We start from the raw sequence: 15,054 nt of genomic DNA, 5'->3' as shown, positions 1-15,054 counted from the left end.
ATCAACGAAAACATCCTTGCTACTAAAAAAGGTTTAGAACAAGACAATCAAGCTGTTAAAGAATCAGTTCAAACCGTATCAGTTGTAGAAGGTGGTAATTTAACAGCAAGAATTACTGCTAATCCAAGAAACCCACAACTTATTGAACTTAAAAATGTTCTAAATAAACTTCTTGATGTTTTACAAGCTAGAGTAGGTTCTGATATGAATGTTATTCATAAAATATTTGAAGAATACAAAAGCTTAGATTTTAGAAATAAAATCTCTAATGCTTCAGGAAGTGTTGAATTAACTACTAATGCTTTAGGTGATGAAATAGTTAAAATGCTAAAACAAAGTTCAGACTTTGCTAATGCTTTAGCTAATGAAAGTGGAAAATTACAAACTGCTGTTCAAAGCTTAACCACTTCTTCAAATTCTCAAGCTCAATCTTTAGAAGAAACTGCAGCAGCTTTAGAAGAGATCACTTCTTCTATGCAAAATGTTTCAGTTAAAACTAGTGATGTTATCACTCAATCTGAAGAGATTAAAAATGTTACAGGTATTATAGGAGATATCGCAGATCAAATCAATCTTCTAGCTTTAAATGCAGCTATTGAAGCTGCACGTGCTGGAGAACATGGTAGAGGCTTTGCTGTTGTGGCTGATGAAGTTAGAAAGCTAGCTGAGAGAACTCAAAAGTCTTTATCTGAAATAGAAGCTAATACTAATTTACTTGTTCAATCTATCAATGATATGGCAGAAAGTATTAAAGAACAAACTGCAGGTATTACTCAAATCAATGATAGCGTAGCACAAATTGATCAAACTACTAAAGATAATGTTGAAATTGCTAATGAATCAGCTATTATTTCTAGTACAGTAAGTGATATAGCTAATAATATCTTAGAAGATGTTAAGAAGAAGAGGTTTTAACCTTAGATAACTAGCTAAAAAGCTAGTTATCTCTAAATTTACTTATTGATTTAAAATTTGATTTTTACTCTTACATAAATTCTGCCAATTTGAAACACTTTTGATTTCAAGACATTGTTTTAAACTTTCTTTTTCAGCTTGTATATTTTGCATTCTTTCATAAGTTAAAGCTTGGATATATAAAGCTCTTGCTCTATCTTCATCTGAAAGTTTTAATTTAAGCAAATCTGTTAAAACGGCTAAACTTTCTTCATTTTTATTGATTTTAGCCAAAGCATCAAGATACATAAATTCTAAATTAGGACTAAAAAGATTTATACCTTTAAAATTTTGATAGTCAATGGCCTTAGGTGCGTAAGTTAAAATAGTTGTTTGCATATTATGATCATTAGCATAAGAAAGTAAAGCATCATAAGCTTCTACCATACTAAAATTCATTGGAAAACTTTCTAAAATTTGCAAAATTTTAATGGCTTGATTGTAGTCATTTAAACGCAACAAAGACAAAAATTGCAAATAATAAGCCTTAAAATTCTCATCATCGCTTTTTAAAATTCTAGAATTAGCTATATCTTTAGAAATTTTAATCACCTGAGGATATTGTTTATTATCAAAAAGAATAGATGCTTTTTGAAGACCATAAAATATAGAATCTTCACTATAATTTTTATCTATATAATCAAGTGCTTGTTCAACATTAGAAGTTCTGATAAGACAAGCTAACATTTGTTTTTTATTCTCAATTTTCTGACCTATATCATAAGCGCTAAAACGCATAAAAATATTTGCAGCATTGATACAATTATCAGCTTTTATCGCATTTTTTAAATCATTAACAGCTGCTTTCTCTAAAAATTGAGTAGCATTTGGAATTTTTTTACTTTCTATAAGATCTTTATAAGCTAAAATCGCACTAAAATTTCCCTCTTTATAATAAAGTGCAACATCTTCATCTAAAGCTTTATTTGCAATATTCTCATCTTTATTTGCATATTGCTTCATTAAATCTGTATAACGCTGATGCAAAAAGCTTGCATTATTATCACCTAAAGCAAAGAATACCTCATCACTTGCTTTTTTGATTTCATCTAAATACCTACCATCTAAATAATCATCCATATACAAATCAAGGTATTTTTTAGCATCACTAGATCTGTTAGTATGTGATAAAACTAAGGCTAAATCTTTTAAAGTTTCTTCATAACTTGGATCAAGTTTGGACATTTTAGCAAAGGCATCTTCATAAATACTTGCACTTATATCAAATTGTCCTTTTTGATTAAATAATTTAGCAAGTTCTAAGGATCTTGGAATATCTTTTCCAAAATATTCAGGATTGGCTTTTAAAATAGTGTTAATATACTCTATAGCTTTATTTACTTGCCCATTTGAAAGCAAATTCTTTGCCAAACTCATAGCTGCTCTTGCAGCTAAATCTAAATTTTTTGTATTAAAATAAGTATTTTCATAAATATTTACAGCTTTTTCTTTTTCATTTAAATTATAAATATAGTCTGCATAATCAAGTTTTGATAACTGAGTAAAATAATTATTAGGTTGTTCATTATCCAAAATCGACATTGTATATTCCACATCAGCACGCTGGGCTAAAGCGATATAAGTTCTTAACATTATATGTAAAACTTCTGAAAAATTTTTATCACTTGTAAAAGTACGCGTCCAATTTTTAGCATCATCAATCATCTTTTCTAAAATTTGTTGATCACGCATGCTTGGATCTTGGGTGTAAAGTTTATTTTGAGCTCTTAATTTATATAGTATAAATTCACTAGTAAAAATACTGCCACGATATCTATTGATAGCATTTTGCGCATCAATAGCAACCTGACTATAATTAGCCTTATCGTATTCTTTTTTGATGCGTAAATAAGTATTAATATCTGCACTTTGAGGGATAATAACAGGATCAGAATTTAAATCCAAAGCTCCAACATAAGGCAAGCTCTCGTGTGGAAAATTGATATTAAAATCAAGTCCATCATAGTCTTTAATAGGTGCTAGCTCTGGTGCAAAAATAAAAGTAAAAGCCTTACTTTTATGCGAACTTGATGAACTAAGTTCTTTATCTATATAAATATTTTGAGAAGTGTCAAACATTCTTGCTTGTATTTTTGGCAAAATGATCATTTTAATTTTTTGAGCTTCTTGTATAAATTTTAAATCAAAAGCAGAAAAACTCTGATCTTTTAATTTATTATCAACCATACCTACAATATCACATTCAAAATGAACTTTTGATTCGGTAATAAATTTTTGACATGTAAATTCTAAATCATTACTCGCATGTAAAACTGCAAAAGCTTGATTATTTTCGCGACCCGTGTTTAAAACAAGCTCAAAAGCAAAAGCATTTAAAAAATTTAATAAAATTAAAAATAATATTCTCATAAAATAATTATAGCAAAACTCTTATAACATTAACAATATAGCAAAAGTGCTTATACAAACACAAAAAGCTAAAATAAAATTTTGTATAAAACTAAACTTAATATTATAAACCCTATCATTTTTCATAAATAAAGCATGAATTAAAATCTTTAAATACGCATAAAGCATAATAACAGAAGATAAAGTCACAAAAAGTGCCAAATACCAATATCCATTTAAAATTACTGTATTTAAAATCATAAATTTACCCCAAAATACTCCAAAAGGCGGGACACCTGCTAAAGAAAGCACACTAATGCTTAAACAAAAAGCAATTAAAGGTTTTTTAACCAAAAGCCCATTTAAACTCTCATAAGAATTATTCTCATAATTGCTTAAAATCATAAATACAGCATAATTTGCAAAAGCAAATAAAGTCCAATATCCAAAAATAGCAAGCAAAATTCCATCAAAATTTTGTTCTTTTAATAAAGGAATGCAAGCTACCAAAACCAAAGAAGAATGCACTACAGAACTATAAGCAAACATTTTTTTGATATTGTTTTGACTTAGAGCCGCAAAAGCACCTATAAGCATAGAAAAAATCGCTAGAACTATTATGATATATTCAAAACCTGTATTATTTAAAAAATCAAACAAACGAATAACCACAACCAACATGGCAACTTTTGGCACAACTGAAATAAAAGCAACCAAATTTGTATGTGCTGCATAATACACATCTTTAAGCCAAAAATGAAAAGGTGCCAAAGAAAGCTTGATTGCACAAAGAACAAAAATCATCACTCCAGCACCCAAAAGCATGGGATCTTTTTGAAACTCATTTTTTAACGCTAAATTAGCAGATAAATCTAAAGTTCCTATTTTTAAATAAATAAAAGCTACAGCCATAACAAAAAACCCAGCTCCTACAGCCGCTACACTAAAGTATTTTATCGCACTTGAAATAGCATTATCACTTCCACGCATTGCTATTAAAGTATAAAGTGCTAAAGAAGAACTTTCAAGTCCTATAAAAATAAGTACTAAATTTGAGCTTGAAACCATCAAAAGCAAAGATGCAATCACAAATAAAAATAAAGCATAAAATTCACCCTGATTTTCTTCTTTTTGCATTAAAAGATATAAAAATGAAAAACACAAAATCACCAAAGAAGCATAAAATGAAACAATATCATTATTTAAAGTAGCCAAAAAAGCTTTTGCTTCTAAACCTTGAGCATTTGCATTATTTAAAATCAAAAAAGCACTTACAATTAAAGATAAAGAACTTATGCCAATATAAAACGATCGATGAAATTTCCAAAAACCAGAGCAAAGCAAAAGAACTATTGCAGTTGTAATTAAAAATAAAAATGGATAAGATAAGCTTATATTTAAAAGTTCTAAATTTAAAAAATTATTTAACATTTACCTCTCCTATTTTAGATAAAAAATCTAAAGTATTTTGCTCCACAGCTCTAATATTCATTGTTTTTATAAGATTATCCACATCTTTTTGTATCGGCTTTAAAAGTATATTTGGCATAAGCCCTAGTCCAAAAATCATTACTACAATACACACAAGCGCTACTATTTCTCTAAAGCGTAAAGAAAAACTCTCTATAAAGCTTTGTTTTTGCATGAAAAATATTTTTCTAAATACTGCAAACATATAAATCGCTCCTAAAATAATCACCAAACCTGCCAATAAAGCGTAAAATAAATTAATCTTTGCTATACCTAAAAGAATTAAAAACTCTCCCACAAAAGAAACAGTTAAAGGCAAAGAAACACTCGCAAGTAAAATTAGCATAAAGAAAATTGAAAATAAAGGTGCTTTTTTAGCCAAAGAATGGTAAAAAGAAATATCATAAGTATGATATCTTTGGTGTAAAAGTTCAACCATTAAAAATAAAGCTCCCGTTACAATACCGTGTGCAAACATATAAAAAACCGCACCACTAATACCCAAAGCATTTAAAGAAAAAATTCCCAAAATCATCACACCAAGATGTGAAATAGAACTATAAGCGATCAATTCTTTAATATTTTCTGCTCTATAAGCAATTAAAGCATTATAAACGATACTCACTATGCATAAAGCTACAATTAAAGGCATAAAATACACACTCGCATCTGGAAAAAGTGGTAAACAAAAAAGTAAAAATCCAAAAGGAGCCATTTTAAAAACTACAAGCATTACAGAAACAAGTACAGGCGAATTTGCATAAACCTTAGGTGCCCAAGTATGAAGTGGAAATAAAGGAGCTTTGATAGCAAAAGCGATAAAAAATGCTCCAAAAAGTAAAAGTTGCTCTGTGAAATTTACTGCTGAGGCATTATTTTTCCAAATTTCCAAGTCAAAAGTGAAGATGTTTAAAAGTTGATAATTTAAATAAGCTTGATAAATCAATGCTACAAGCATTAAAATTGAACCCGCAAAAGCATAGATAAAAAATTTCACCCCTGCTCTAAAATCTTTACCATAAACTCCCATAATATAAAGCAAAGGCAAAAGAGAAAATTCCCAAAAAACATAAAATAACAAACCATCTTTTGCGCTAAAAAGTCCCATAATAGCAAATTCTAAAAAGAATATACAAGATACAAGCGCTTTTTGTTCCAGCTTTAAAAATAAAAAGCTTAAAAATATCATCAAAGAACTTAAAAGCATCAATATAATTGCGATACTGTCTACTCCTACATGAAAGCTAAAAAATTTCAAAATTTTAAAAGAGAGATTATAATCAAAGCTTGCCCCTTGTAAAAAATCCGCAAAAATATCCAAATTTAAAGCCAAAATCATAAAACTTACAACAACGCTAAAAACCTTAACGCCTCCACGATTTAAAAGCAAAACCACAAAAGCAGAAATTAAAGGAAAAAATATCAAATAATTTAGCATTTTACACCATCCATACCAAAATCAACAAAATCACAAAAGCTGTCACCAAAAATCTAAGCATTAAGTTTAAGCTGTTTGGCATAATCATTTTTTGTGAAATATTTTGAGAATAAAAAGCAATTTTTTCAACTATTCTATCAAAAATATAAAGATCACAATGTTTTAAAATCGCACATAAGCTTTCATATTTTGAAACAATAAATTGATGATAGAATCTAGGAATAAAATAATCATTACTTAAAAGTTTGTGAATTTTATTTTCTTCAATACTTTCTTTAAACCAAGAATTTTTATAAGCAAAAATAGCCAAAATTACACCCAAAATAGCTGCTACACTCGCACAAATCATTACAATTTGATTTTGTGCATCAATAAAAACTAATTTTGTGCTTAAATATTCAAAAAAACTATGTTCAAAAAATCCTGCAACAATAGCTAAAACCATCAAAGGACTCATAGCCAAAAGTGCGATTTTACTTGCTTCATGTGGATGTTCATCATGCCTTGCAGGGGTAAAAAATACCAACATTAAAAGTCTAAAGCTATAAAATGCTGTTAAAAAAGCTGCGATTAAAAGCACTAAAAAAATACCATGGTGAAAAGAAATGAAAGAATATCCTAAAATCAAATCTTTAGAGAAAAATCCTGCAAAAGGATAAATTCCTGCTAAAGCTAAAGATCCTATACACATCAAAATAGCCGTAAATTTTAAAGGTTTAAAAAGTCCACCCATTTTTTTAATGTCTAATTTATCATTCATAGCATGCATTACATTTCCAGCACCTAAAAAAAGTAAAGATTTAAAAAAAGCATGTGTAGCTAAGTGAAATAAAGCTATACCATAAGCCCCAAGTCCTGCAGCTACAAACATATATCCAAGTTGTGATAAGGTAGAGTAAGCAATAATGCGTTTTAAATCCCTAGTCACCAAAGCCATAGAGGCTGCAAAAATCGCTACAAAAGCTCCAAGTAAGGCAATAATATAAGAAACCTCAGGAACTAAATCATAAAGCGTGCTAGCACGAATTACCAAATAAACCCCCGCTGTTACCATGGTTGCTGCATGGATTAATGCAGAAACAGGAGTTGGCCCTGCCATAGCATCAGCAAGCCAAGTGTGAAAAGGAAATTGTGCAGATTTTCCCATAGCTCCTATAAATAAACAAGTTGCGATTAAGATCAAAGCATTGTGATCTAGGCTTTGTGCCATGGAAAAAACTTCATTATATTTTAAAGTTCCTGCTTGTAAATAAAGCCAAAAAATTCCTAAAAGCATACCCAAATCTGCAATACGATTCATAATAAAAGCTTCATTAGCTGCAAAAGAATAAGTATCATTTTTATACCAAAAACCTATAAGCAACCAAGAGCAAAGCCCAACACCTTCCCAACCTACAAAAAGTCCTAAGAAATTATCACTCATAACTAAAAAAAGCATAGAAAAGACAAAAAGTCCTAAATAAGCAAAAAATTTATTAAAACCTTCATCATGAGCCATATAAAAAATACTATAAAAATGCACACAAGTAGCTACAATACCTACAACACTCATCATAGTAAGCGAAATGGCATCTATATCAAATCCAAAATTTACTCCAGCAAACCATTCAAACAAACTCACATTAAAAGCTTCATTGCAAAAAAGCAAATACAAAGAACAAAAAGCACTCAAAGCTATTAGAAGTGAGCAAATTATCCCTACAAATTGTTTTTTCTCACTCAAAGCAAAACAACTTGCAAACAAAAAAGCAATAAAAGGACTAAAAAGAGAAATCAAAGCCAAATTTTGCATACTAAGCCTCCACTTCTTTTAAGCTTTTTAATTCCAAAGTGCCTTTTCTTCTATACCAAAGCACACACAAAGCTACACCAACAGCTACTTCACAAGCCGCTACACCCATGATAAAAAGTGCAAAAACCTGTCCATTTAAATCATTGTGCATTTTAGAAGCTGCTACTAAGGCTAAATTAGCACTATTTAATAAAATTTCACTCGAAATAAAAAGCATGATGAGATTTTGTCTTTTTAAAATCCCTACAAGCCCTATGACAAACATTAAAATAGCTATAAAAAAATACTTTTCTATCATCGTTTTTCCTTTGTCAGCTCTTTATGAGTAAGAGTGATAGCACAAACTAAAGCAATCAAAAGTAAAATGGCTATAAATTCAAAAGCCAAAAGATATTTTGAAAAAATCGCTAAAGCCAGTTGTTTATTAAAATCAAACAAAGCAGGATCATTTAAAGGCAAATCCGTGCTGATATTTTGGTATTTAAAACCTATAAGCATGGCCAAAAGTAAAATCGCACTTAAAACTACCAAAGTAAAAAAACTTTTTTTAGCTTTAAGTTGTTCTTTAAATTCTTTAGAAGCATCAAAAAACATCATCGCGAAACTATAAAGTCCAAGCACAGCTCCACTATAAACAATAATTTGTATCACGCCTAAAAACTCTGCATCAAGTAAAAAATAAAATCCCGATAAAAACACCATTCCACCCGCTAAAGCCGAAAGAGAATAAAGCATATTTTTACTTAAAACCGCAATGCCAAAAAAGCCTAAAACCACTACACTAAAAAATACAAAAGCCAAATTTTCTATCATTTATTTTCTCCTTGCTCTTGTGTATTTTGATTTTCTAAGGCTCTTTCTTGCATCACATCGTAATAATTTGGTGTTTTTACCACCAATAAATCAGCATCTTTTCTAAGGCTTCCCGCTCCTTCAAATTCAACTTGATTTTTAAGCTTATCAATAGGAGTTAAAAAATCTTGCTTATAGCCAAAATAAGACCTTTGCTCAGCTGCATTTTCATACTCTGTTCCATGCACTATAGCAAGTTCAGGGCAAACCTCAGCACAAAAACCACAATAAATGCAACGCCCTAAATTAATACTATAATTTCCTACTTTTTTACGCCCATTTTCATCTAAAGAAGTTTCCATTCTAATACAATTGCTAATGCAAATTTTTTCGCAAAGCCCACAACCTATACATCTTTCATTTTCGCTTTCTATAAAACGCATCAAACGATGAACAGCACGGTAACGATTGTCAAGCTTTACCTTTTCAAAAGGATATTTAATCGTAGCGCTATTATTTCTCTTAAGTAATTCTCTCATCATCACAAAAAGCCCTACAAAAAGCTCTAGTTTAACGCTTCTACGCAAAGCTTGTGAAATTTTCTCCCAAGTGCTAACAGGAGTTTTTCTTTGCTCATCCACTAAATAATAATTTTTCATATCAAACTCCTATAAAAGAACTGCCAAAGCAGTGATTAAAAGGTTTAAAACCGCTAAAGGGATTAAGATCAAATAGCACATTTTCATCACTTGATCTGGACGCAATTGCGGAAAAGCAGCTCTTGCCCAAAAATACCAAAAGAAAATAAAACTTGATTTTACTATCATCATAATCCAACCAGGAATAATCCAAAAGCTATTAAAACCCCCTAAAAACAAAAGAGTTACCAAAATAGCTCCAGCTATCATAGAAGCATATTCACCTATAAAAAACATACCCCATCTTAAACCCGAATACTCCGTTCCATAACCCGCTACAATTTCAGCATCATTTTCCGTCAAACAAAGCGGAGTTCTATTGGTCTCTATAAATAAAGCAATTATAAAAAGCACAAAAGCCAAGGGCTGTTTAAAAATAAGCCAAGAAAAAAATCCATCACTTTGATAATTGTTAATATCCACCAAAGAAAAAGAACCTACAAGCATTACAATAGCAATCAAAGCCAAAGCTCCTACGCTTTCATAGGAAATAATCGCTACAAGCCCTCTTGCAGCCCCTAAAATCGACCATTTATTATTACTTGCAAGTCCACCCAAAAACACCGCATAAAAGCAAAGTCCTGAAGTGCCGATGACAAAAAGCAAAGCTACATTGATATCTGCCACTATAGGCTGAATCACCCTTCCAAATAAAGTAAATTCAGGTAGCATAGGAATAGCCGCTAAAGAAACAAAAGCACAAATAGCAGAAATCAAAGGTGCTATAGCAAAAATAAATTTTTGCGAATTTGAAGGGATTATATCTTCTTTAGTAAAAAGTTTTATCATATCAGCTACAAGTTGAATAAGCCCAAAAGGCCCTACCATATCAGGCCCTATGCGTCTTTGAAAATAAGCTAAAACTTTTCTTTCAGCATAAGTTGCAAGACCTGCTAAACTCGCAAATATTGCAATGACAATAATACATTTAATCAAAGCCTCTAAAGCAAAAAAAGCAAAATCACTCATGGTTTGTTCCTAATTTTTCTAAATTCGCCACAACAAATCTTTCATCAAAAAAGCTTAGCGTGTCAAGTTTTTCATCAAAATACGGTAAGAAAGCTCCATTTTTTATATCCTTATCCACACGCACACTAAGGCTTAATTCTTTATCTTTTATTTTAAGTTTTACAAGATCTTTATCTTTTAAATTTTTCTCTTTAGCTAAATTTTCACTTACACCTAAAAAAATCACCTCATTAATCGCACTAGCACGATTTGAAAATCTACCAAATTGATAGCTAGGATTAGCACTATAAAGCAAAATTTCATCTTCTTTTGGGTTTAAATTTTCAAAATTTGGAGAGATGAATTCTTTTTTAGCAACTTGTTTAAAACATTCTAAATTAAGCTCATATCCCCTTTTACAATCGCCTGCATTGGTATAAAAATTGTCTAAATGATCAAAATCAATCGGAGAAAAACCTTTATTTATAGGGAGTCTCTTAGTATAATTTATGGTATATTCCTCATCAAAACCTAAAGCATTAGCTAAATCATTTAAAAAATATCCCTTAAATTCTAAAGCAGCGTTAGTTGGCACCACTCTTTTATCGTAATTTAAAAAAGTTCCTTCTTGCTGATTTAAACTCGCACTAGCTAAATTTGCATGCTCTTCATAAGAAAAACTAAAATCACCTTTTTCATTATAACCTAAAGTCTTGCCTTCTTGTGTGTTTTTATCCAAATCGCAAATCATGGCCACACCTAAGGTATTGGTATGCGTAGGATTTAAAAAGACTTTAAAAGGAGTGGTATTTTGGATCAAAGCAAGTAATTTAGCAAGTTTTTTCGCATTTTTATGAAAATAAAAATCACTCCCTATAACAAGAGTAAAATTTGCTTTTTTAAGCAATAAATCTTCTAATTTATCTTCATCTATGCCTAAATTTTTAGCAAAAATAGAGCGTTGCACTTCTATGATTTTTTTCACTTTCTTAGGCACGACTTTTTTTACTTCTTTTTGGATTTCATTGCCTTCTTCATCTTTTTCTATGACTTGCTCTACAACTTCTTCGTTGATACTTTCTTCTATTTCTTTATTTTCACTAACAAAAAACTCTGCTAAATGAGTTTTAATACCTTCATCTTGGCTAAATTTTTGAAGTAAAAAATATAAAATTTGCTCTTCATCGCCACTTTTATGAATGTGTGAAATAAAATTTTTAGAATATTTTGCTATACCCATATCTTCCATAGGATGAAAATAAAGCCCTGAGCCTTTATTCATCACTAAAGCATTATTGATTTTATAGCTAAGTGTTGGAGCATCATATCTTAAAAGCATTCCAGCCACAACAAAAAAATCACTTTTTGTTATATCTTGAGTATTAGCACTATAAAACTCGCCAGAATTAGCGATAAATTCTTGTAAAAATTCTTTAAATTTCAAAGCTTCTTCATTGATCAAAGAAAGATTAAATTTCTTTTTTAAATTTTGTAAAATCAAAGCTTCTTCATTGGTAATAAAACTATTAAATTTAATGTTTTTAATTTCATTTTTCTCAAAAAGCTCCACAAGTTCTTTAAAGGCTTTTTCATCTTTATCTGCCTCATTTTGCGTATCAAAAGCAAATCTTGCAGCCTTATTTAAACTCGCAAAGGCAAAATCATTACTCACACGATAAATTTTTTCTTTTTGATTGCTAATACCACTTTGCTTAATATCATAATACATCAACTCACAATCGCTTGAATGCGGATTTGAAGCAGGGATTCTTTTAAGTTCCCAAATATTTGAAGTGTATTGAAATTTCGAACCTATCAAAGCTCCTGTTGGGCATACGCTTGTACATTCCCCACAAAATGAACAATCAAGCGTGTCGCCATTTGCAGGACCTATCAAACTTTTTTGAAATTTAGTCCAAATCGCATAAGCATCTTTTCCCATGCTCTCTTTAAAGCTATTATCCACACTATCTCCGCCACGAGGAACGGTTTTTAAAGCACTTTCGCCGATTTTATCCTTACAAACTGTAATACAACGCTCACATACTATGCAAAGTGCGGGATCGTAATTAATCATTCCCCAATGTTTATGCGGTTTATGCGTGTCTTTAATCCAATGTTTTTGAACATTTACACGACTTTTATGAGTGAAATTTTGCAATTCACACTCGCCTGATTTATCGCAAACTCCACATTCTAAAGGATGATTGATACAATAAGCTTGCATGATCTCATTTCTTTCATCCCAAAGATTTTTTAAATCACTTTCTACAACCATACCCTCTTTTGCTTTAGTATTGCAAGAATATACCTTTTTACCATCAGCTTCAACCATACACATACGACAAGCCAAAGTAGGACTACAGCCTGAAAGATAGCAAATCGCTGGGATAAAAATATCATTTCTTCTTGCTATATTTAAAATATATTCGCCTTCTTCAAAGGCGCAATTTATACCATTAATCTTAACTGTCATTTTGCTTCCTTTATGCGAATTGGAGTAAAATCAAAACCATTGTTTTCATAATTTAAAAAAGCTATGGTGCCTTGTAAATTTTCATCTAAACAAAGCTTGGTTTTAAAACTAAAATCTTTAGCCAAAATTTTAACTTCACTTTGATCTTTGCATTTTGCAATTTGTAAAAATTGCTTTGAACAATGTAAATTTTTATCTTGCAAATTTGCTCTAAAAAGCACTAAACCATCATAATTATCTAGTTCTTTTAAGGTGTTTAATTTTGCCTTTTTAAAATCGCATTCTTCTTCATCGCTATCTAAAATCTTTAATTCATATTTTACGCTTAAGAAATTCAAAAAATATTTGATATTTTCGCTATCTTTATAAAAATGGATATTTTTATCTATAATTAAATACTTAGCCTCTTTTAAAAAAGCAAGCACTTCACCTGCTTCTTCCTCTCCAAAGCAAGATTCAGCACTTAAATATCCCTCATCTAAATCGCTAAATTGTCCTTCATCGCTTAATTTACAAAGCAAGGCTAAAACAAAACTCAAACTTGCAATTTCGCATTTGTAAAATTTAGCTTTTAAATTTTTATCTTCCAAACAAGAAATATTAATACTATTTACACCTATTTTTTCACATAAATTTTTGTTTTTAAGGCTTGGCATATCTAAAAAACAAAGAGCATTATCATAAATCATACCCTCTCCTTTTTTATAACAATAGTCCAATCCACTTGATTAAATTTCAAAGAATTTAAAAGCTCGCAACCTTGTTCTTTTACAAAAGAAAAACTTTTTTCAACAGGAGAAAAATCGCCGATTTCAAAAAGCACCACTAAAACCTCACCTTGTTTTGCTTCTTTTATGATTTGTGCTAAATCTTCAAAAAGCTCTTTGCTTTTTCTTAAATCTACTCTTCTCATCGATCTATCTCACCTAAAACTATATTTACATTACCCATAATGGCTACAACATCAGCCAAATAAGTACCTACAAGCATTTCTTCAAAAAACGCACAATGCCAATAACTAGGCGTTCTAGCCTTTAAACGATAAGGTCTTCCTGTACCATCACTATGGATAAAAAAGCCAAGCTCACCTTTTGGACTTTCGGTAGGCACATAAACTTCGCCTTTAGGAGGTTTTAAACCTTGAGTGATTAAAACAAAATGCTGCATTAAGGAATAATTCTGCGTTAAAATTTGTTCCTTTGAAGCACTTACATACTCAGGATGCGTAGCTAAAATTTCAGGTGGAGTATCTTTATAAAGCGTGGCACATTGCCTAAGGATTTTCAAACTTTCACGAAATTCTTGCATATAAACTTTATATCTTGCATAAGAATCCCCTTGTGTAGCATAAGGCACACCAAATTCGACTTCATTATAAAGCAAATAAGGCTCTTCTTTGCGTATATCGTATTTTATACCACTTCCTCTTAACATCACACCCGTACAACCCCAATTTAAGGCTTGTTCTTTGGTAACCACACCTACATTTTCAGTTCTTAAACGCCAAATTCTATTATCATCTAAAAGATCTTCATAATCTTTTAGATCATTTGGAAATTTGTCACAAAATGCAAGCATTTCTTCTAAATAATTCTCAGGTAAATCAAGCATAACCCCGCCTATTCTCATAGAAGAATGCGTAAGCCTTGCGCCGCAATACTTTTCTATCAAATCCAAAACATATTCACGTTCTCTAAAGCAGTATAAAAACACACTCATCGCACCAATATCAAGCGCATGAGTGGCAAGCCAAAGTAAATGCGATGCGATACGGTTTAATTCTAAAAGTATCATGCGTATGACTGCTGCACGGCGTGGAATCTCTAAACCACAAAGCTTTTCAACCGCTGCACAATAAGCATAATTATTCGCTGAAGCGGCGATATAATCCATTCTATCAGTAGTAGGAATAAATTCTTGATAAATCATATTTTCAGCCATTTTTTCCATACCACGATGCATATAACCTATACAAGGACGTGCTTTTACAACTTGCTCTCCATCAAGTTCTAAAATAAGACGTAAATTTCCATGTGCTGAAGGGTGTTGAGGGCCTAAATTGATAATCATTTTTGAGTCTTCTTGCTCAAAAGTTATATTTTCATAATAAGGTTTTAACTTGCTAGGAATTTGCATT

13 protein-coding genes are annotated in these 15,054 nt (G+C 30.7%); 1 reads left to right on the top strand and 12 read right to left on the bottom strand.

The window, feature by feature from the left end; all coding sequences use genetic code 11:
* Nucleotides 1-915, top strand: a 915-nt coding sequence (locus AJ885_RS04345; RefSeq protein ID WP_002934477.1) for a methyl-accepting chemotaxis protein, incomplete at its 5' end; no start/stop codon positions are given.
* Nucleotides 916-957: 42 nt separating this feature from the next.
* On the opposite strand, the gene AJ885_RS04340 is transcribed toward AJ885_RS04345, so the two are convergent.
* From AJ885_RS04340 to nuoD, 12 genes are read right to left on the bottom strand one after another with little or no spacing between them, the layout of a single operon-like run.
* The gene (locus AJ885_RS04340) at nucleotides 958-3,324 is read right to left on the bottom strand and encodes a flagellar protein (RefSeq protein ID WP_070280793.1); all 2,367 of its coding nucleotides are present in this window, start codon (nucleotides 3,322-3,324) and stop codon (nucleotides 958-960) included.
* 21 nt (nucleotides 3,325-3,345) lie between these two features.
* Nucleotides 3,346-4,734, bottom strand: a complete 1,389-nt coding sequence (locus AJ885_RS04335) for an NADH-quinone oxidoreductase subunit N (RefSeq protein ID WP_070280790.1) — start codon at nucleotides 4,732-4,734, stop codon at nucleotides 3,346-3,348.
* Complete coding sequence (locus tag AJ885_RS04330; RefSeq protein WP_070280788.1) at nucleotides 4,724-6,211, bottom strand: NADH-quinone oxidoreductase subunit M; 1,488 nt, start codon at nucleotides 6,209-6,211, stop codon at nucleotides 4,724-4,726. Before AJ885_RS04330 ends, AJ885_RS04335 begins: the two co-directional genes overlap by 11 nt.
* Nucleotide 6,212: 1 nt before the next feature.
* Nucleotides 6,213-8,003 carry an NADH-quinone oxidoreductase subunit L gene (gene nuoL, locus AJ885_RS04325; RefSeq protein ID WP_070280786.1) on the bottom strand — a complete coding sequence of 597 codons (1,791 nt, stop codon included), beginning with the start codon at nucleotides 8,001-8,003 and terminating at the stop codon, nucleotides 6,213-6,215.
* A gap of 1 nt (nucleotide 8,004) precedes the next feature.
* Complete coding sequence (gene nuoK / locus AJ885_RS04320) at nucleotides 8,005-8,301, bottom strand: NADH-quinone oxidoreductase subunit NuoK (RefSeq protein WP_002858466.1); 297 nt, start codon at nucleotides 8,299-8,301, stop codon at nucleotides 8,005-8,007.
* Complete coding sequence (locus tag AJ885_RS04315; protein ID WP_053872614.1) at nucleotides 8,298-8,816, bottom strand: NADH-quinone oxidoreductase subunit J; 519 nt, start codon at nucleotides 8,814-8,816, stop codon at nucleotides 8,298-8,300. The genes nuoK and AJ885_RS04315 overlap by 4 nt, the downstream gene beginning before the upstream one ends.
* Nucleotides 8,813-9,454, bottom strand: a complete 642-nt coding sequence (gene nuoI / locus AJ885_RS04310) for an NADH-quinone oxidoreductase subunit NuoI (RefSeq protein WP_070280784.1) — start codon at nucleotides 9,452-9,454, stop codon at nucleotides 8,813-8,815. Before nuoI ends, AJ885_RS04315 begins: the two co-directional genes overlap by 4 nt.
* A 9-nt stretch (nucleotides 9,455-9,463) precedes the next feature.
* Nucleotides 9,464-10,462 (bottom strand): NADH-quinone oxidoreductase subunit NuoH, encoded by a 999-nt coding sequence (gene nuoH / locus AJ885_RS04305; protein WP_002856570.1) that lies wholly within the window; start codon nucleotides 10,460-10,462, stop codon nucleotides 9,464-9,466.
* The gene (locus tag AJ885_RS04300) at nucleotides 10,455-12,917 is read right to left on the bottom strand and encodes an NADH-quinone oxidoreductase subunit G (RefSeq protein WP_070280782.1); all 2,463 of its coding nucleotides are present in this window, start codon (nucleotides 12,915-12,917) and stop codon (nucleotides 10,455-10,457) included. The genes nuoH and AJ885_RS04300 overlap by 8 nt, the downstream gene beginning before the upstream one ends.
* Nucleotides 12,914-13,606, bottom strand: a complete 693-nt coding sequence (locus AJ885_RS04295) for a hypothetical protein (RefSeq protein ID WP_002862215.1) — start codon at nucleotides 13,604-13,606, stop codon at nucleotides 12,914-12,916. Before AJ885_RS04295 ends, AJ885_RS04300 begins: the two co-directional genes overlap by 4 nt.
* Nucleotides 13,603-13,830, bottom strand: a complete 228-nt coding sequence (locus tag AJ885_RS04290) for an NADH-ubiquinone oxidoreductase subunit E family protein (protein ID WP_002824979.1) — start codon at nucleotides 13,828-13,830, stop codon at nucleotides 13,603-13,605. Before AJ885_RS04290 ends, AJ885_RS04295 begins: the two co-directional genes overlap by 4 nt.
* On the bottom strand, nucleotides 13,827-15,053 hold the full coding sequence (gene nuoD, locus AJ885_RS04285) for an NADH dehydrogenase (quinone) subunit D (protein WP_044778690.1): 1,227 nt from the start codon (nucleotides 15,051-15,053) through the stop codon (nucleotides 13,827-13,829). The genes AJ885_RS04290 and nuoD overlap by 4 nt, the downstream gene beginning before the upstream one ends.
* Between the last annotated feature and the right edge of the window lies 1 nt (nucleotide 15,054).

The sequence above is a fragment of the Campylobacter sp. BCW_6464 genome, assembly GCF_001762775.1.
In the GTDB taxonomy this organism is placed as follows: Bacteria; Campylobacterota; Campylobacteria; order Campylobacterales; family Campylobacteraceae; genus Campylobacter_D; species Campylobacter_D jejuni.
Note: the sequence above shows the minus strand (reverse complement) of the source record. Positions and strands in the feature narration are given on the sequence as shown.